This window comes from Roseateles saccharophilus (assembly GCF_031458095.1).
Taxonomy (GTDB): domain Bacteria; phylum Pseudomonadota; class Gammaproteobacteria; order Burkholderiales; family Burkholderiaceae_C; genus Pelomonas; species Pelomonas saccharophila_A.
Window position 1 is genome coordinate 376,238 of the sequence record NZ_JAVDXU010000002.1, and the last position, 17,693, is coordinate 393,930.

Annotated in this window: 20 protein-coding genes, 1 tRNA gene and 1 pseudogene; 16 read left to right on the forward strand and 6 right to left on the reverse strand. The window is 69.9% G+C overall.

What is annotated here, in order from left to right; all coding sequences use genetic code 11:
* Positions 1-15: 15 nt before the first annotated feature.
* The 12 genes from J2X20_RS14285 to J2X20_RS14340 all read left to right on the forward strand — a co-directional run bounded on the left by J2X20_RS14285 (position 16) and on the right by J2X20_RS14340 (position 9,053).
* The gene (locus tag J2X20_RS14285; protein ID WP_310265878.1) at positions 16-1,188 is read left to right on the forward strand and encodes an MFS transporter; all 1,173 of its coding nucleotides are present in this window, start codon (positions 16-18) and stop codon (positions 1,186-1,188) included.
* Between the two features lie 4 nt (positions 1,189-1,192).
* Complete coding sequence (locus tag J2X20_RS14290; protein WP_310265881.1) at positions 1,193-1,636, forward strand: YiiD C-terminal domain-containing protein; 444 nt, start codon at positions 1,193-1,195, stop codon at positions 1,634-1,636.
* A gap of 50 nt (positions 1,637-1,686) precedes the next feature.
* Positions 1,687-3,132, forward strand: coding sequence for a DNA repair protein RadA (gene radA, locus J2X20_RS14295; RefSeq protein WP_310265884.1), 1,446 nt, complete (start codon positions 1,687-1,689; stop codon positions 3,130-3,132).
* Between the two features lie 68 nt (positions 3,133-3,200).
* Positions 3,201-3,761, forward strand: coding sequence for an outer membrane beta-barrel protein (locus tag J2X20_RS14300; RefSeq protein ID WP_310265886.1), 561 nt, complete (start codon positions 3,201-3,203; stop codon positions 3,759-3,761).
* Positions 3,762-4,418 (forward strand): response regulator transcription factor, encoded by a 657-nt coding sequence (locus tag J2X20_RS14305; RefSeq protein WP_310265887.1) that lies wholly within the window; start codon positions 3,762-3,764, stop codon positions 4,416-4,418.
* Positions 4,415-5,791, forward strand: a complete 1,377-nt coding sequence (locus J2X20_RS14310; protein ID WP_310265889.1) for an ATP-binding protein — start codon at positions 4,415-4,417, stop codon at positions 5,789-5,791. Before J2X20_RS14305 ends, J2X20_RS14310 begins: the two co-directional genes overlap by 4 nt.
* Before the next feature lie 28 nt (positions 5,792-5,819).
* Positions 5,820-6,248, forward strand: a complete 429-nt coding sequence (locus tag J2X20_RS14315; RefSeq protein WP_310265891.1) for a hypothetical protein — start codon at positions 5,820-5,822, stop codon at positions 6,246-6,248.
* 222 nt (positions 6,249-6,470) lie between these two features.
* Positions 6,471-6,875 carry a VOC family protein gene (locus tag J2X20_RS14320; RefSeq protein WP_310265893.1) on the forward strand — a complete coding sequence of 135 codons (405 nt, stop codon included), beginning with the start codon at positions 6,471-6,473 and terminating at the stop codon, positions 6,873-6,875.
* Positions 6,876-6,884: 9 nt separating this feature from the next.
* Positions 6,885-7,235 (forward strand): antibiotic biosynthesis monooxygenase family protein, encoded by a 351-nt coding sequence (locus tag J2X20_RS14325; RefSeq protein WP_310265894.1) that lies wholly within the window; start codon positions 6,885-6,887, stop codon positions 7,233-7,235.
* On the forward strand, positions 7,232-7,609 hold the full coding sequence (locus tag J2X20_RS14330) for a hypothetical protein (RefSeq protein ID WP_310265896.1): 378 nt from the start codon (positions 7,232-7,234) through the stop codon (positions 7,607-7,609). Before J2X20_RS14325 ends, J2X20_RS14330 begins: the two co-directional genes overlap by 4 nt.
* A gap of 46 nt (positions 7,610-7,655) precedes the next feature.
* Positions 7,656-8,588, forward strand: a complete 933-nt coding sequence (locus tag J2X20_RS14335; protein ID WP_310265899.1) for a branched-chain amino acid transaminase — start codon at positions 7,656-7,658, stop codon at positions 8,586-8,588.
* Positions 8,589-8,837: 249 nt separating this feature from the next.
* The gene (locus J2X20_RS14340; protein ID WP_310265901.1) at positions 8,838-9,053 is read left to right on the forward strand and encodes a zinc-finger domain-containing protein; all 216 of its coding nucleotides are present in this window, start codon (positions 8,838-8,840) and stop codon (positions 9,051-9,053) included.
* A 2-nt stretch (positions 9,054-9,055) separates the two neighbouring features.
* Here the strand turns inward: J2X20_RS14340 and J2X20_RS14345 are convergent, their stop codons facing one another.
* The 4 genes and pseudogenes from J2X20_RS14345 to J2X20_RS14360 all read right to left on the reverse strand — a co-directional run bounded on the left by J2X20_RS14345 (position 9,056) and on the right by J2X20_RS14360 (position 13,574).
* Positions 9,056-10,969, reverse strand: coding sequence for a hypothetical protein (locus tag J2X20_RS14345; protein WP_310265903.1), 1,914 nt, complete (start codon positions 10,967-10,969; stop codon positions 9,056-9,058).
* A gap of 87 nt (positions 10,970-11,056) precedes the next feature.
* Positions 11,057-11,857, reverse strand: coding sequence for an EamA family transporter (locus tag J2X20_RS14350; protein ID WP_310267837.1), 801 nt, complete (start codon positions 11,855-11,857; stop codon positions 11,057-11,059).
* A 35-nt stretch (positions 11,858-11,892) separates the two neighbouring features.
* A pseudogene (locus J2X20_RS14355) lies at positions 11,893-12,708 on the reverse strand (DUF2182 domain-containing protein).
* Between the two features lie 263 nt (positions 12,709-12,971).
* Positions 12,972-13,574: a DUF1326 domain-containing protein gene (locus J2X20_RS14360; protein WP_310265907.1), complete on the reverse strand. Its 603-nt coding sequence runs from the start codon at positions 13,572-13,574 to the stop codon at positions 12,972-12,974.
* Between the two features lie 115 nt (positions 13,575-13,689).
* On the opposite strand from J2X20_RS14360, the gene J2X20_RS14365 reads away from it, so the two are divergent.
* From J2X20_RS14365 to J2X20_RS14375, 3 genes are read left to right on the forward strand one after another with little or no spacing between them, the layout of a single operon-like run.
* Positions 13,690-14,133 carry a YybH family protein gene (locus J2X20_RS14365; RefSeq protein WP_310265909.1) on the forward strand — a complete coding sequence of 148 codons (444 nt, stop codon included), beginning with the start codon at positions 13,690-13,692 and terminating at the stop codon, positions 14,131-14,133.
* Between the two features lie 11 nt (positions 14,134-14,144).
* Positions 14,145-15,110: a YheT family hydrolase gene (locus J2X20_RS14370; RefSeq protein WP_310265912.1), complete on the forward strand. Its 966-nt coding sequence runs from the start codon at positions 14,145-14,147 to the stop codon at positions 15,108-15,110.
* Positions 15,110-15,625: a DUF2946 family protein gene (locus J2X20_RS14375; protein ID WP_310265913.1), complete on the forward strand. Its 516-nt coding sequence runs from the start codon at positions 15,110-15,112 to the stop codon at positions 15,623-15,625. The genes J2X20_RS14370 and J2X20_RS14375 overlap by 1 nt, the downstream gene beginning before the upstream one ends.
* A 55-nt stretch (positions 15,626-15,680) precedes the next feature.
* Here the strand turns inward: J2X20_RS14375 and J2X20_RS14380 are convergent, their stop codons facing one another.
* Complete coding sequence (locus J2X20_RS14380) at positions 15,681-16,220, reverse strand: c-type cytochrome (protein ID WP_310265914.1); 540 nt, start codon at positions 16,218-16,220, stop codon at positions 15,681-15,683.
* Positions 16,221-16,362: 142 nt separating this feature from the next.
* On the opposite strand from J2X20_RS14380, the gene J2X20_RS14385 reads away from it, so the two are divergent.
* A tRNA-Arg gene (locus tag J2X20_RS14385) sits at positions 16,363-16,438 on the forward strand.
* 43 nt (positions 16,439-16,481) lie between these two features.
* Here the strand turns inward: J2X20_RS14385 and J2X20_RS14390 are convergent.
* Positions 16,482-17,477 (reverse strand): S1C family serine protease, encoded by a 996-nt coding sequence (locus J2X20_RS14390; RefSeq protein WP_310265915.1) that lies wholly within the window; start codon positions 17,475-17,477, stop codon positions 16,482-16,484.
* Between the last annotated feature and the right edge of the window lie 216 nt (positions 17,478-17,693).

Below are 17,693 nucleotides of genomic sequence, written 5' to 3' on the forward strand. Positions count from 1 at the left end.
CCATAACATGCCCCGATGCTGAAGGCCCTTTTCTCGCTGCCGCGAAGCGTCTGGCTGCTGGGCCTGATCAGCCTGGTCAACGACAGCGCCAGCGAGCTGGTCTACCCCCTCGTGCCCCTGTATCTGAGCGGCGTGCTGATGGCCGGCCCGCGGGTGCTGGGCCTCATCGAAGGCATCGCCGAGGCCCTGGCCAGCCTGCTCAAGCTCTGGGCCGGCGTCATGGTGGACCGCAGCGGGGCAGCCAAGCCCTGGGTCGTCGCCGGCTATGGCCTGGCCGGCCTGGCGCGGCCGCTGATCGCCTTCGTGGCCGGCTGGCCCCTGCTGCTGGCCCTGCGCCTGACCGACCGCATCGCCAAGGCCGTGCGCGCCGCGCCGCGCGACGCCCTGCTGGCAGCCAATATCGCGCCCGGCCAGCGCGGCCTGGCTTTCGGCCTGCACCGCGCCATGGACAACGCCGGCGCCGTCATCGGCCCGCTGCTGGCCTGGGCCCTGCTGAGTGCGGGCGTGCCCCTGGGCCAGGTGTTTCTGTGGGCCATCGTGCCGGGCCTGCTCTGCCTGGCGCTGACGCTGGCAGTGAAGGAAGCCCCGCCCCCGGCCGCCGCAGCGCCACGCTTGAGCTGGACGCTGGGCGGCATGCCCGCGCCGCTGCGACGCTATCTCGTCGTCGTCGCGCTGTTCACGCTGGGCAATTCCAGCAATATGTTCCTGCTGCTGCGCGCCAAGGAGCTGGGCGTGGCCGAGGCCCAGGTGCCGCTGCTGTGGGCCGCAGTGTCGGGCGTGGCGGCCCTTTTCGCCGTGCCCCTGGGCAACCTGTCCGACCGCATTGGCCGCGTGCGCCTGCTGGTGGCCGGCTATCTGGCCTATGCGGTCTTCTATATCGGCATGGGCTGGTTCGCCGAGCCCGGCTGGCGCCTGTACCTGCTGTTCGGTCTCTACGGCATCTTCATGGCCGCGACCGAAGGCGTGGAGCGCGCCCTGCTGGCCGACCTGACGCCGCCCGAGCAGCGCGGCACGGCCTTCGGCTGGCTGAACCTGACCATGGGTGCCCTGCTGCTGCCGGCCTCGCTGCTGTTCGGCGGGCTGTGGGAGGGCCTGTCGGCGACCGTCGCCTTTGGCTTCTCGGCCGGCTGCGCCTTGCTGGCCGCCTGCCTGCTGGCGCTATGGGTCCGGCCCAGCAACACACAATGAGTGCATGACGCCCAGCGACCTCCAGGCCTATCTGCATGGCCACATCCCCTTGTCCGCGGCCATGCAGGTCGAGGTGCGCGTCGCGCTGCCGGAGCAGGTCGTGCTGGGCGCCCCGCTGGCGCCCAATATCAACCACCGCGACACCGTCTTCGGCGGCAGCGCCTCGGCGCTGGCCATCCTGTCGGCATGGTCGCTGCTGCACGTGCGGCTCACGGCTGCCGGCCACAAGGCACGTCTGGTCATCCAGCGCAACACCATGAGCTATGAGCAGGCCATCCTCGGCGACTTCACGGCCCAGGCACTGGCACCCCAGGCCGAGGCCTGGCAGGCCTTCACGCGCATGCTGGAGCGCAAGGGCAAGGCACGCATCGCCATCTCGTCCACGCTGCATTGCGACGGCCAGGCCGTCGGGCAATTCGAAGGCGACTTCGTCGCCCTGGGCGGCTAGGCGGCTCGGCTGCTGACAGGCGGCGCGCAGCCGACCCTGACAATCACCCGATGGCCACCAACAAAAGCATCTACACCTGCACCGAATGCGGCGGTACCAGCCCGCGCTGGCTGGGCAAATGCCCCCACTGCAATGCCTGGAACACGCTGACCGAGACCGCCGCCGAGCCCACGGGCGGCGCCAAAAACCGCTACCAGTCCCTGGCCAGGAGCCAGCCGGTGGCCACACTGTCCGAGATCGAGGCCAGCGACTTCGAACGCACGCCCACCGGCCAGGAGGAACTGGACCGGGTGCTGGGCGGCGGCATCGTCGCCGGCGGCGTGGTGCTGATCGGCGGCGACCCGGGCATTGGCAAGTCGACGCTGCTGCTGCAGGCGGTCGAGTCGCTGTCGCAAACGCCGGTGACGGGCCGCTCCCGAGCCGGCGACACCCCCTCGGGGGGCGGGCTCGGTACACCGAGCCCCGGGGGCCAACAGTTCCTCAAGGTGCTCTATGTGACCGGCGAGGAAAGCGGCGCCCAGGTCGCCATGCGCTCGCGCCGCCTGGGACTGTCGGGCACCAAGGTGAGGGTGCTGGCCGAGATCGGCCTGGAGAAGATCCTCGCCACGATCGAGGCCGAGGCGCCGGACTTCTGCGTCATCGACTCCATCCAGACCCTGTACTCCGAACAGCTGACGTCGGCGCCCGGCTCGGTCGCCCAGGTGCGCGAATGCGCGGCCCAGCTGACGCGTACGGCCAAGGCGCGCGGCTGCGCCATCGTGCTGGTGGGCCATGTCACCAAGGAAGGGGCCCTCGCCGGCCCGCGCGTGCTGGAGCACATCGTCGACACGGTGCTGTATTTCGAGGGCGACACCCACAGCAGCTTCCGGCTGGTGCGCGCCATCAAGAACCGCTTCGGTGCCGTCAACGAGATCGGCGTGTTCGCGATGACGGAGAAGGGGCTGAAGGGCGTGGCCAATCCGAGCGCCATCTTTTTGTCCACCCACAACGAGCCGGTGCCGGGGTCCTGCGTCCTCGTCACGCTGGAGGGCACGCGGCCCATGCTGGTGGAGCTGCAGGCCCTGGTGGACAGCGGCGGCGTCAGCCCGCGGCGGCTCTCCGTCGGCCTGGACCGCGACCGCCTGGCCATGCTGCTGGCCGTGCTGCACCGCCACGCGGGCGTGGCCACCGGCGACCAGGACGTGTTCGTCAACGCCGTCGGCGGCGTGCGCATCAGCGAACCGGCGGCCGACCTGGCTGTGCTGCTGGCCATCCAGAGTTCGCTGCGGGGTCGGGCCCTGCCCAAGGGCTTCATCGCCTTCGGCGAGATCGGCCTGGCCGGCGAGGTGCGCCCCGCGCCGCGCGGCCAGGAGAGGCTGAAGGAGGCCGCCAAGCTGGGCTTCAGTGTCGCCGTCGTGCCCAAGGCCAATGCGCCCAAGAAGGCCATCGAAGGCTTGACCATCCATGCCGTCGAGCGCGTCGAGCAGGCCATCGAAGTGCTGCGCGGCCTCAACTGAGGAAATTTGGGAAAGCCAAAGCTTGGGATTTCAAGAATGACCCGGTCATCACTTCCTCCGGGCCGTTCATGCGACTCCTGCTCCCCCTGCTCTTGATCTCCACCGCTGTCCATGCTGAAGGCCTCTATGTCGAAGCCGGCAGCCTCGCGCGCCGCTACGACCTGTCCGTGCCCGGCGCCACGAACGACGGCTCGGCCAAGGGCCATGTGTTGTCACCCCTGGTTCGCCTGGGCTATGAATTCGACGCGCGCTGGGCCGTCGAAACCGGCTATGCCGGCCACGGCGCCCCCGGCAGCAGCTACCGCCTCGGCAACCAGGACGGCAAGCTGACCGCGCACGGCCACAGCTGGCTGCTGGGCGCCCGCGCCCGCTTCGCGCTGAGCGAGCGTTGGGCCCTGGTCGGCCGCCTGGGCCTGGCCCGCAACCAGAGCAGCCTCACCGGCATGGGCGAGGCCGCCGGCCGCGCCGCCAGCGGCTCGACGACGGCTCTCTACGGCGGCCTGGGCCTGGAGACGACACTGACGGACCACTGGCAGCTGGGCCTGGCCTGGGAACACCTGGGCATGAGCCGCGAGAAGGGCGGCAGCGTCATCAACGGCATTTCAACCACGCTGCGCTACAAGTTCTAGATGCATCTGCTGCTGATCGAAGACGACCTGGACCTCGGCCGCGCCCTGCTCGCGGCGCTGCAGCTGCATGGCTTCAGCGTCGAGTGGTGGCGGCGCGCCGCCGATGCGCCGCCTCGCCTCGATCAGCCGCTGGCCGATGCAGTGCTGCTGGACCTCGGCTTGCCCGACGGCAGCGGCCTGGACCTGCTGGCGCGCTGGCGCCGCCAGGACGGCCGCCTGCCCATCCTCATCATCACCGCCCAGGGCGCCCTGCAAGACCGCCTGGCTGGCCTGGACGCAGGCGCCGACGACTATCTGGTGAAGCCCTTCGCCACCGAAGAGCTGGTGTCGCGCCTGCGCGCCGTGCTGCGCCGCGGCGCGGCCCAGGCCAGCGAGGTCTGGACGCTCGGCGAGCTGTGCATCCGCCCGGCTGCGCGCACGGCCGAGCTGGCCGGCGCGGCCCTGGACCTGTCACGACGCGAGTTCCAGCTGCTGCTGGAGCTGGCGCGCTCGGCCGGCAAGGTCGTGCCCAAGAGCCAGATCGCGCAGAAGCTGGAGCCCCTGGGCGAACCGCTGAATGCGGCCGCCATCGAAATGCATGTCTTCAACCTGCGCAAGAAGATCGGGCCGGAACGCATCCGCACGACACGGGGCGTGGGCTACGCGCTGATCGCATGAAGGCCCTCGTCTGGCTGCGCCAGCCCAGCCTGATGCGCCGCACGGCCGGCGCCATCGCGCTGGCCTTTGTCCTCGTGCTGGGCGTGCTGCTGGTGCACGACTACCTCGAGACCCGCCAGGCCTATGTGCAGGACCTGGCCATCCGCAACCGCGCCGAGCTGTGGGCCCCCGAACTGGCCGCCCTGCCCGACGTGGCCGAGGCCGAGCGCCTGATGACCTCGCTGGCGCGCATCAACGAGCGCTGGCGTGGCCGCACCGGCCAACCGCACAGCCCCGTCGTCTACCAGTTGCGCGACGCCTCAGGCCAGGTGCGCGCCGCCTATCCGCCCGAGTCGATGGAGGCCTTCGCCGCCGGCCCCGAACCCGTCACCCAGCAGCCGGTGTACGGCCTGAAGCATTGGGTCGTCCTGCAGCAAGCAGGCCCCTGGCAGCTGGTCATCGCCGAACCCGCCGAGCCGCTGGCGCCGCTGTTGTGGCGGCTGGCCGATGACATCCTCGACAAGCTGCTGCTGGCCCTGCCCCTGGTCGTGCTGCCGGTCGGCCTCGCGCTGTGGACGGGGCTGTCGCCGCTGCGCCGTCTCACCCGCGCCCTGGCCGCCCGCGCGCCTCAGGATCTGAGCCCGCTGGGTGTGCAGCCGCCCCACCGCGAGCTGCGCCCGCTGGCCGAGGCCTTCGAGGGCCTGCTGGCCCAGCTGCGCCGCAAGCTGGAGCGCGAACGCCGCTTTGTGCAGGAGGCGGCGCATGAATTGCGCACGCCGCTGGCCGCCGTGACGACCCAGGCCCATGTGCTGGCCCATGCCGAGGCGCCCGAGGACAGGATCCGCGCCGAGGCGGCCATGGTGCAGATGCTGCAGCGTGCCTCTCACCTGAGCCAGCAGCTGCTGGACCTGGCCGTGCTGGACGATGCGACCGGCGGCCCGGCCCAGGCCGTGGATCTGGTGCCGCTGCTGGAGCAGGCCCTGGCCGCGGCCAGTGACACGGCCAACGCACATGGGCTGGAGCTGTCTCTGGACGCGCCCGAGGCGCTGCAAGCCACCTTGCAGTTGCAGGCCTGGCAGTCCGTGCTGCACAACCTGCTGGACAACGCGCTGCGCTATGTGCCGGCCGGCGGGCGCATCGAGGTGGCACTGAGACAGGCCCGCGAAGGCATCGAGCTGAGCGTTGCCGACGACGGCCCCGGCCTGCCCGCCGAATGGCAGGAGCGGGCCTTCGACCGCTTCTGGCGCGCGCCGGGCCAGCAGGTCAGCGGCAGCGGCCTGGGCCTGGCCATCGTGCGGCAAGCGGCGTGCCGGCTGGGCGGGCAGGTGAGCGTCACGCAGGGATTGGGGGGGCGCGGGATTGCCTTTGTTTTATCCCTGCCAAAGTCTGCTTAGGATGCGACCTCGCACAGGAGGCCCCTTCATGTCCGATCCCGCCAACCTCAGGCAGCACACCCGCACCGATTTTCTTGCCGCCCAGCACGACGCCGACTCCCTGACGGGATGGGTCTTCAAGCCGGTTCAGTTCAGCCAGGGCCCGGCCGGCCTGGTGCTGAACATGAGCGACGGCGGCCTGCAGGTGCTGACCAGCGCCATCGAGCCGCTGACGGACGACAAATACGAGGTCGTGCTGCTGCTGGGCCGTTCCGACGTGGATGACGACGATGAGCAGGTGTCCTGGTTCAACGGCGTCGTCGAGCGCAAATGGTCGCGCCCCGTGCCGCGCATGGGCGTCCTGCATGGCATGTGCTTCACGGCCCGCAACTCCACGGCCGAACAATTCCTGAAAGGCCACCAGGAAGCGCTGGAATCCGGCCAGTGGGTGCGCTGCGTCCTCCTCAAGGTCAAGTAGTGAAGCCCCTCGTCCAAGGATTACCTTGGCCGGGACCGCTCTGCGGCCACCGGCCGCAGAGCTTCGGCAGGCACATGCCGCCCACTGGGCGCCCTGTGTCCGGCCTCAGCCCCCGAGGGGACGGCGATGCTTGCCGGATCGACCGGCAAGCACATCCCCAGCGCGGGCCGGCTAGGGAGCGGCCCGGCGCTCGGCCCGCAATGTGCGACATGACCAGCTGACATGGACCACCAGGGCCGCCTGCTCGACCACGTGCATCTGCGCGTGAGCGACCTGGCGGCCAGCCGCCGCTTCTACCGCGCGGCGCTGGAGGCCATAGGCCGGCTGGAGGCCTTTGGCGAGGCGCCGGGCTGCTTCTATGCGGACGAGCTCTATGTCGACGAGGCCAAGGGCCGCGTCTCGCATCTGCACCTGGCCTTCCAGGCCCGCAGCGAGGAAGAGGTGCAGCGCTTCCATGCCATGACCCTGGCCGCCGGCGGCCGCGACCATGGCGCCCCCGGGCTGCGCCACTACCACCCGGGCTATTACGCCGCCTTCGTGCTGGACCCCGACGGCAACAACATCGAGGCGGTCTACCACGGGCCGACGAAGCGGTCGGCGGACAGCGTCGAGATCACGCGCATCTAGGATGTGCGCATGAGCGCACTGCCCACCCCTCCGTATTACGCCGTCATCTTCACCAGCCAGCGCACGCCCGCGGACGACGACGGCTATGGCGACGCGGCCGACCGCATGGTGGCCCTGGCGTTCGAACAGCCGGGCTATCTGGGCGTGGAAAGCGCCCGTGGCGAGGACGGCCTCGGCATCACGGTCTCGTACTGGCGCAGCCCCGAGGACATCGCCGCTTGGCGCCGCAACGCCGAGCACAAGATCGCGCGCGACAGCGGCCGCAGCGACTGGTACCAGCACTACACGCTGCGCGTCGCCAAGGTCGAGCGGGCCTATGCCTGGGCGCGCGAGGACGGATTGAAGGATCCGCAAGCATGAACCCGTGGATCGGCGTGGGCCTGGCGCTCGCCGGCCTGGTGCTGGGCGGCGTGCTGCTCGGCTGGCAAGGCGTCATCTTCGCCACGACGGGCATCATCTTCTGGCTGCTGCTGCAGATCTCGCGGCTGATGCGGATCATGAAGACGGCCGGCGCCGCGCCACTGGGCTCGGTGGCCAATGCCGTCATGCTGAACAGCAAACTGCACGCCGGCATGAAGCTGGTCGACCTGATCTCGCTGGCCGGCAGCCTCGGCGCCAAGCAGGCGCCGGAGACCTTTGTCTGGCGTGACGGCGGTGGCGACGCGGTCGAGGTGGTGTTGAAGAAAGGCAAGCTCGCCGAGTGGCGGCTGATCCGGGCGAGCGGGGAGTCTTAGGCTCTTCGTAAAATCGTCGCTTTTCACCCCGCACCTGGAGTTCCCGATGGTTCCCGCCCCTCTTCACGACCGCGACGGCAAGATCTGGATGGACGGCGAGCTCGTCGACTGGCGCGACGCCAAGATCCATGTGCTGACCCACACCCTGCACTACGGCTGCGGCGCCTTCGAAGGCGTGCGCGCCTACGACACCGTCAACGGCACGGCCATCTTCCGCCTGCAGGAGCACACCCAGCGCCTGTTCAACAGCGCCAAGATCCTGCGCATGAAGATCCCCTTCTCTCAGGAGCAGGTCAACCAGGCCCAGCGCGAGGTCGTCAAGGCCAACAATCTCAAAAGCGCCTATCTGCGCCCGCTGATCTGGATCGGCTCCGAGAAGCTGGGCGTCAGCCCCAAGGGCAACCAGGTCCACCTGATGGTGGCGGCCTGGAGCTGGGGCGCCTACCTGGGCGAGGACGGCATGAAGCGCGGCATCCGCGTCAAGACCAGCTCCTACACCCGCCACCACGTCAACATCACGATGACCCAGGCCAAGACGGTGTCCAACTACACCAACTCCATCCTGGCCAATATGGAAGCCACCGACGAGGGCTATGACGAGGCCCTGCTGCTGGACGCCTCGGGCTTCGTCTCCGAAGGCGCGGGCGAGAACCTCTTCGTCATCAAGGGCGGCGTCGTCTACACGCCGGACCTGTCCGCCGGCGCGCTGAACGGCATCACCCGCAACACCATCTTCTCGATCTGTCAGGACCTGGGGCTGAAGCTGGTCGAGAAGCGCATCACCCGCGACGAGGTGTATATCTGCGACGAGGCCTTCTTCACCGGCACCGCCGCCGAAGTGACGCCCATCCGCGAGCTGGACCGCGTCGAGATCGGTTCGGGCTCGCGCGGCCCCATCACCGAGAAGATCCAGGCGGCCTTCTTCGACATCGTCAACGGCCGCAACCCCAAGTACGCCGAGTGGCTGACTTCAGTTTGAGCCCCTCGCCCAGTCTCGCCTCGCTGAACGCGGGCGAGTCTGGTCGGTCCCCCGGGGGGACGGCGATGCTTGCCGGATCGACCGGCAAGCACATCGCCAGCGCGGGCCGGCTAGGTGAACTGGAGTCGGACACAAGCAGTCCCTGCGGACTGCTTGTGCCTACGGAAGGCCATGGGCCTCTGGCCCATGGCAGGCCCGGCGCTCGGCCCGCAAGTCACGCGCCGCGAAACGGACAACTGAGAGAAAAACATGAGCACCACCACCACGCCCGCCGCCACCGTCGAAGTGACGGCCAAGGACTGCAACGACAACGGCACGGTCTTCTGCCCCAACCCCAAGATGCCGCTGTGGAGCTCGCATCCCAAGGTCTTCATCGACCTGACCCACGACGGCCAGGGCCAGTGCCCCTATTGCGGCACCGCCTACAAGCTCAAGGCCGGCGAAGTCCTCTCGGCCGGCCACTGAGTTCAGCGCGCCAACGCAGCCTTGCGGCTGCCGCGGCGCTGGCTGTCCAGATCGGCCTCAAGCGCCCGTTCGGTCGCTGACAACGGCCTCACCACGCCCATGGCCAGCCCGCTTTGGTCGAGGTTCTGGCCCCACGTCAGGCCGGCACGCAGCTGCGCCGGTGCGGCCAGGCCGTTGGTGAAGCCCGCGGGCAGCCAGGGCATGGTCTGGGCCAGCACCAGGGCCACGCGCGGCTTGATGGCGGCATCGCCGACGCGGCCACGCTGGCCCCAGGACACGACCAGGTCGGCACTCGTCTCACCGCTCTTGAACTGCGGCGTGATGGCCACGTCGCGCAGCACGCCATGGCGCAGCTGCATCAGCGCCTCCTCGGCCAGCATGGCCGCGTCCTCGCGCGGCGTGCTCTGGCTGCTGGACCAGGAATAGCTGTACTCGTCGGTGACACGGTCGCCGCTGAAGAAGCGCGTGATGTCTGCCGGCTGGTAGGCACGCTGCACCGCCGTGGACGCCGCGCCGAAAAACTGCACCCGGCCCAGATCGACCATCTCCTGCGAGTAGAAGGGCAACTGGGAGCGCAACTGCTCGGACGCCGTGTTGGCCGGCACCGCCTCGTAGACCCGCAGGCCGGTGTTCAGCAGCAGCTGCACGCGCGGCGGCAGGAAGTCATTGGCGTGGATCAGCTCGTGATACAGCAGACGGCCCAGGGCTGGCAGCAGCGCGGCGCTGTCGCGTGAAGTTCGCTCCAGCACCGGCGGGCGGCCACCGGCCGACTTGTTGCCCTGCACATAGCGCCACAGCATGGTGTAGGCGAGGTCGTTGCCGTAGTCGCTGCGCGGATCGGGCGCCTCGCTGACCGTGTCGCGCTCGGCCGGTGTCTGCCACAGGTAGTCGGCATCCAGGTAGATGGCGCCGGTGGCGCTCCAGTAGAAGGACGGCCGCACCCGGCCGCCGATGACGATGGCCGTGGTGGCATTGAGCAGGCGGCGGAAGTCACCGTTGCCATCCTGCTCGCGCAGGAAGGCCTCGAAGCGCTGGCCCATCCAGTCGTTGGACACCAGCACCCGCGCCATCACCTGCTCCACCGTCGGCAGCTCGCCGCGCGTCTCGGTACCGAGGATGGGCAAGCGGCCCAGGGTGCAGAGCTTGTCGTTGCTCAGGGTCGGCGTGTAGATGCAGTCGCGCAGCTCGGCCGCATGCGCGCCGCCGGCCAGATAGGGGTAGACGCGCGAGGACAGGTTGCCCGTGCCGAACAGCGGCGACGCCGCGGCCGGCGGCGAGGCCTGCACCAGCAGGTTGAAGTCCTGGCTGAGGCTGCGACCGTCCGCCAAGGTGGCCTCGGCGCGCAGCCGCAGCAGGCTGTCCTCGCTGACCGCGGGCGCCGTGAAGATGACCCGCCATTGGGTGGCGTCGCCGAGGTTGACGTCGGGGCCCTCGACGCGGCTCCAGCGCACATGGGCTTGCGGGTAGTCGGCCACCGCGAGGCCGTCGACCCAGGCGCGCAGCGAGGTCTGGCCGCCGGCCCACACCGAGGGTTCGCCGCGGATCAGCATCGCGGCCGTGCCGGCCGCGGCGGCAGTGAACTCGGCGGTGCCGCTGTAGCTCGCGCCCTTGGCATCGCTGAAGTCCACGCTGAAGGCATGGCGGCCTGCGGCCGCCGGCGCGACGCTGAGGGCCTGGGAGCGCGCCGAGCCGAGGGCCAGCGCCGGGCCATCGGTCTGGCGCCACTGCACGCTGTCCAGCCGCGAGCCGGGGCAGGCGAGGAGGGCCAGCTCCTGGTTGCGGCCCGCCGTCGCCGCGGCCGGCAGGGCCAGGCGCGCGACCGAGCCGCTCAGGCATTGCGTGCCCAGCGGCGGCACCGTCGTCGGGCCCGACGGTGGCGATGCATCACCACCGCCGCCGCCACAGGCAGCCAGCAACAGACAAAGCAAAAGGGGTGGCGTAACGGATTTCAGCAGCGGCATGCGGGGATTCTGGCAAGGTTGCGGCTGCCCCGCCGCCGGGCCCTAGGACTTGCGCGCGCGGCTCAGCAGCACCAGGGCGATGCCACCGAGGATGGCGCAGGAGGCCCATAGCAGCCGCGCCGTCAGCACCTCGCCCAGCAGCAGCACGCCGCCGAGGGCCGCCAGGGGCGGCACCGACAGCTGCAAGGTGGCGGCACGCATGGCTGTGAGCCCCGGCAAGGCCGCGTACCAGATCACATAGCCCAGGCCCGAGGTCAGGCCGCCCGAGGCCAGGGCCAGCAGCACCCCCCGCGGCTGTGCCTGCCAGCTGCCCCACAGGCACAGGCTGAGCAGCAGGCACAGCGGCAGGGCCCGCAGGAAATTGCCCGCCGTGGCCGCCAGCGCATCGGTCTTGCCACGGCCGCGCAACGAATAGACGCCCCAGCCGACGCCGGCCAGCCCCATCAAGGCCGCACCCAAGGGCGGCGGCGCCTCCAAACCCGGCACGACCAGATAGACCAGGCCGCCCAGGGCCAGCGCGAGGCCCGCCCAGCCGCGGGCCGCAAAGCGCTCGCCGGCGCGCAGGCCGGCGCTGAACATCGTCAGCTGCACGCTGGCAAACAGGATGAGTGCCCCGCTGCCGGCCGACAGGCTGACATAGGCGAAAGCGAAGCCCGCCATATAGAGCCACAGCATGGCGGCAGCCGGCCAGTCCGGTGGCTGCGCGATCGCCCGCCGGCGCGCCAGCAACAGCAGCACGGCCACGCCCGCAGCCACGCGCAGCGTCGCGAAACTCGCCGGATCGATGCTGCCCTGCTGCAGGGCCAGCCGGCACAGCAGTGAATTGGCCGCAAAGGCCAGCATGGCCAAGGTGCAAAGCAGCAGCAGGCGGCCGTGCGTCACGGCGTGCCGCCCCACAGCGCCAGCAGCGCCGCCGCCGCCAGCAAGGCCCAGCCCAGCGGCGCACTGAGCCGGCGCCCGCCGGGCAGGTTCTTCTCGGCCGCCATCAAGGCGGCCAGGGCCAGCATCCAGCCGAGATGGCCCATGCCGACGACGAACATCAGCAGCATCAGCGCCCAGCAGCAGCCGATGCAGAACAAGCCGTGATGAGTTCCGAGACGCAGGGCCTGCCAGCGCGGCCGGCCGCCGCGTCAATGGGCCATGACGAAGCTCAGCGGCGTGCGGCATTGCTCCAGGCAGCGGTATTTCAGCGCCGAGAACTGGAAGGCACCCGCGCCCGCCAGCGTGGCCACGCCTATCCACATGGCCCGGTCGGCCAGCCAAGGCAGGCGGCCAACGCCGGCCAGCAGGGCTTCGTGCGCCCCATGGGCCAGCACGCCGAACAGGCTCCAGACGGCCAGATAGCCCATGCCGAGCAGGCCCAGCAGCAGGCCCTGGTCGGCACGGCCGGCCGTGATGCGCTCGAACACGTCGAACAGCGGCAGCGTCGTCGGCAGCATCATGGCGATGCACATCAGCAGCCAGGCCAGGGCCGCCAGGCTGGCCGGCAACCACCAGGCAGCGCCCGGCAGTGAGCGGCACAGATCGGCCAGCGGCCCGGTCCAGCCGCCGTGGTCCATGTAGCGGGCATAGGGGCTCAGGCTCCAGGCCCACAGCAGGGCCCAAGCCAGCACAACCAGCCCCAGCCAGACTGGCAGGAAGACGCGGCGATGGCGTGCAGCGCGACCTTCGGGACTGCCGGCCAGCGCCGGCACTTCAGTCACCCATCCCCGCCTTGGCGGCCGTAGGGCATGCCCCCTGCGGGCCGGGCGCCGGGCCGCTCCCTAGCCGGCCCGCTCTGGCGATGTACTTGCGGCTCGATGCCGCAAGCATCGCCGTCCCCTCGGGGGCTGAGGCCGGACTTGGCGAGTCCTGAGGACTCGCCATGCCTGCCGAAGCGCTACGGCCTCTGGCCGCGGCGCGGTCCCGGTCAGACGCACCGCGTTCAGCGGCGTGCGGCTGGACGAGGGGCCTCATTTCATGCATCGAAGACAAAGATGCTCTGCAGCGCGTTGTGGCCCTTGAGGTCGAGATCGATGCCAAGCGCAGCGTTCTTCGAACGGTAGCGCGGCGCCTTGCCGACGAAAACCGGCGCGCCCGGCACCGTCGAGAACACCGTGTCCGACAGCGTCGTCTGGCCGCCGGTGGCGCCGAGATAGGGCTCCAGCTCGGCGTAATAGTCGCTGCCGATCTGCAGCGTGCCCTTGCCGCCCTGCACGTCGAAGCGGATGTCGGCGCGCTCGACCGACACGACGCTGCCGATCAGCTTGGCCAGGTCGGCCACCGGCCCGCCGGCCTGGCCGATGTAGACCTTGAGCAGGGCCTGCTCCTGGGCCGCGCTGGCCTTGGCGTCGACAAAGATGGCGGCCGTCCAGTTGCCCTGCAGGATGTTGCCGGGCACATGGGCCACGGCGGCGATGGTCAGGCCCGAGACATCGGTGCCCTCGATGACGCCCTTGTCGATGCGCCAGGAGACGATGGTGTCGCAGGTCCCGTTGTCGGGATCCTCGCCAATCCAGCAAGGGCAGAGCACCTTGCAATTGCAGACCTCCAGCAGCCGACCTTCGAGGTGATAGCCCATGAGCCCCTCCTGTGCTGAACCGTCGATGCCGCGACCGCGGCAAGACGTGGCGATGCTACGCCGCGGTGGGGGCAACGGCATGCCTTGCGCAACGAGGTCTCCCTACAATGGAATGATGCCCCGCTCCGCCGCCCAGACCGCCGCCCTGCTCGCCTCGCCCGACGATACCGAGGCCCAGTTCTACGAAGCCTTGCAGCATGCCGACCTGGACCACCTGATGGCCCTGTGGGCGGATGACGAGGAAGTGGCCTGCGTGCACCCGGGCGGCCCGCGCATCGTCGGCCTGTCCGCGATCCGTGCCGCCTTCGAGGCGGTGTTCCAGCGCGGCGCCGTCAGCGTCCACCCCGAGCGCGTGCGGCGCCTGCACAGCGGCGACTGCGCCATCCACCATGTGCTGGAACGCGTGCAGCTGCAGGGCGAAGCCCAGCAGTCCTGGGTCATCGCGACCAATGTCTATCTGAAGACGGCGCTGGGCTGGCGCCTGGTGCTGCACCACGCCAGCCCCGGCAACGCGGGCGATGTCCAGGAGCTCGTCGCCGACGCCGGCACGCTTCACTAGGAGGGCAGCGCATGCAGTACCGCGCCCCCCGCTGGCTGCCCGGCGGCCACGCCCAGACCATCTGGCCGGCCCTCTTCAGCCGCCAGCACGACGGCCCGCCGCCCAACTGGACCCGCGAGCGCTGGGACACGCCGGACGGCGACTTCATCGATGTCGACTTCCTGGCCGATGCGCCCGAGGATGCACCGCTGTTCGTGCTCTTCCATGGCCTGGAAGGCGATCGCACCAGCCACTCCAGCGTCGCCTTCGCCAGCGTCGCCCGGGCGCGCGGCTGGGCCATGGCGCTGCCGCACTTCCGCGGCTGCTCGGGCGAGCTGAACCGCGGCCCCCGCGCCTACCACTCGGGCGACTACGAGGAGGTGGGCTGGATCCTGCAGCGCCTGCGTGAACGCCACGGCGCCAAGCTGCTGGTCGCCGGTGTCTCGCTGGGCGGCAATGCGCTGATGCGCTGGGCCGAGGAGGCCGGCACCCAGGCGGCGCACCTCGCCGACGCCGTCTGCTCCATCTGCTCGCCCATCGACCTCGCCGCCGCCGGCGCGGCCATCGACCGCGGCTTCAACAAGCAGGTCTATGCGCGCCGCTTCCTGCGCACCATGATCCCCAAGGCCCTGCGCAAGCTGCAGCAGCACCCCGGGCTGTTCGACGGTGAGCGCCTGAAGCGCGCCTCGACCATCTACGAGTTCGACAACCTCTTCACCGCGCCCCTGCACGGCTTCAGGAGCACCGAGGACTACTGGACCCGCGCCGCGGCCAAGCCGCATCTGCACCGCATCCGCATCCCGGCCCTGGTGCTGAATGCGCGCAACGACCCTTTCGTGCCCGGGGACAGCCTGCCCCATGCCGCTGAAGTGGGCACCCATGTGACACTCTGGCAGCCCGGCCACGGCGGCCATGTCGGCTTCCCTGCCGGCCGGCTGCCGGGGCATCTGCTGACCATGCCCGAGCAGGTCTGCGACTGGCTCTGGAGGCATCGCTGATGGACCCCATCGTCGAAGCGGCCCTGAAGAAGTGGCCCAATGTGCCGCACTGCTACGGCTGGCTGGCCCTGGACGCGCGCGGCGACTGGTATATGCGTGACGAGCGCATCCAGCACGCTGGCCCCTTCCCTGACGTCAAGGGCAGCCGCATCAACCATGACAAGCTGCGCGCCTTCATCGAGCGCAACTACGCCTCGGACGAGGCCGGCTGCTGGTTCTTCCAGAACGGCCCGCAACGCGTCTATGTGGAACTGGAAGCCACGCCCTGGATCTGGCGCCTGCAGCCCGATGGCCGCGTGCTGAGCCACACCGGCGCCACGGCGGCGGTGCAGTCGAGCTGGCTGGACGAGGCCGGGCGCCTGTATCTGCTCGCCGACCTCGGCCTGGGCCTGGTGCACACGGCCGACATGGGCCCGGCGGCCGACGCCGTCGAGCAGGGCCGCTGGACGCCGCAAGAATTCCGCTCGGATGAGCTGCCGCAGCGTTTCGGCTTCGTGCGCCGGCCGAGTCCCTGAGGCCTGAAACGACAAGGGCTGCCGAAGCAGCCCTGGATTACACAGGCATCGACGCTTATTGCGCTGCCGAAGCGGCCGGCGCGGCCATCTTGGGCTCGTCGAACTTGGCACCGCCCTGGTTGGCCATGTAGACGACGGCGCGGGAGACTTCGAAGTCGCTGAAGTCGCCGCCGCCCTGGGGGCCCATATTGCCCTTGCCCTTGAGGGCCGAATGCACGAGGGCGTCAAAGCCGCTCTTGATGCGCGGGCCCCAGGCCGCGGCGTCGCCCAGCTTGGGAGCGCCGGCGGCGCCGGTGGCGTGGCAGGCCGAGCACTGGGCCTGGAAGACCTGCTCGCCGGTCTTCATCGCGGCGGCGTCGTTGACGTCCTTGACTTCGACATGGCCGACCCGCGCGATGCGCTCTGCAACGGCCTGGGCCTCGAAGGCGGCCGTGCCGGCGGCCGGCTTGGTGTCGGTGCTGACGTAGTTGGCCAGCAGGATGATGACGATGACCGGCACCACGAAGGCAAACAGCACGGCCCAGGCGAGTTGCTTGGGGGTCTTGATCGGGCCGGTGTGGGCGTCGTCTTGGTCGTGGTCGTGGCTGGCGCTCATGGATTCCTCTTGTCGATCCTTGTCGGTCTGCTCTTCTTGTTCATGCCGGCTTGGCGCGCGACACGAAAAACCGCCGAATTATAGGCAGCCTCGCCACCCTCCCCAGGCCAGCAGATACCCCGCTGCTAGAATGCGAGGCTTCGCGCCCGTAGCTCAATGGATAGAGTACTGCCCTCCGAAGGCAGGGGTTGTTGGTTCGATCCCAACCGGGCGCGCCAGGCCGGCCACTGGCCGAGCCGCGCTCGGGACCGACCTTGGCGGTCAATCGAGCCGCAGCAGCAGTTCACGGCCGCCGCGTTGCACGACGACGCGCGCCTGCGCCGGACCACGCCAGGCCAGCAGCACATTCACCAGATCCGCGCCGCCCGTGATGGGCTGGCCGTTCATCATCGTCACGATGTCGCCCGCATGGAGTTGCAGCCGCTCGGCGAGCGTCCCGCGAGGCACGCTGAGAATCAAAGCACCGCTGACGTTGCCCCGCCCGGCCGCCCAGGCGGTCAGGGGCGGCACGTCGTCGAACAGTGCGCCAAGCCGGGGCCTGGCCGGCAAGGCGCTGTCGCCGCGCAGTTCGTTGACGATCTGCTTGACGATATCGATGGGTATGGCCAAGCTGGCACCGGGCGTCCCCACGGGGCCCACGATGGTGCGCGCATTCATGCCGACGATCGCCCCCGTGGCATCCAGCAAGGGCCCGCCCGAGTTGCCCGGGTTCAGGGCAACATCGCTCTGGATGAACAGCAGTTCACCGTCGTCGCCGAAGTGCCGGTCCATGCCGCTGACGATGCCGACCGACGCCGAACGCTCAAGGCCGAAGGGGTCGCCGACAGCCATGACCCAGTCACCCACTCGAAGGCTGCCCGCTTTTGCCAGCACTGGATGCACGCGAGGGGCCGGGCTGATGCGCAGCAGGGCGATATCCGACTCGACATCCTGTCCCTCGACCTCGGCGGCGACGAGGCGCTTGTCGGGCAGGGCGACCAGGATCTGCTGCGCCTCGCCCAGCAGATGGGCGGCCGTGGCGACCGACCCCTTGTCATCGAGCAGGAAACCCGCGCCGACGCGGGGCTCGTCATCGCCCGCCACGAACATGTAGATGCCCACGCTCCAGGCCGACCCGCGCTGGAAGGCCGCCGCAAAGCTGGAGGGGGCGACGCTGGCGGCCGGCCGCGAGGCTGCGACATCCGCGCTCGCCACCGACGCCAGCACGAACGCCATCAGGACGCTGGCGACGAGGCCGGCGGATCGACTCGTTTTCATGGAGGCGACCCTAGCTTGCCGCCGCTGCCGGTCCATTGACTGCCATCAAGCGGTCGTCATCTCATCCGCAAAGGCGTTGTTCGGATGCCGCCGACCCGGGCGGCCTTTCTTGATCGGCGTCAACCGCCTGGCTCCCACCGCGCCGAAGATGAAGTCTCAGCAGGGACAGAGGCACGCTGCCAAGCGCTGACCCACCACAAGAACCGACGCATTCCA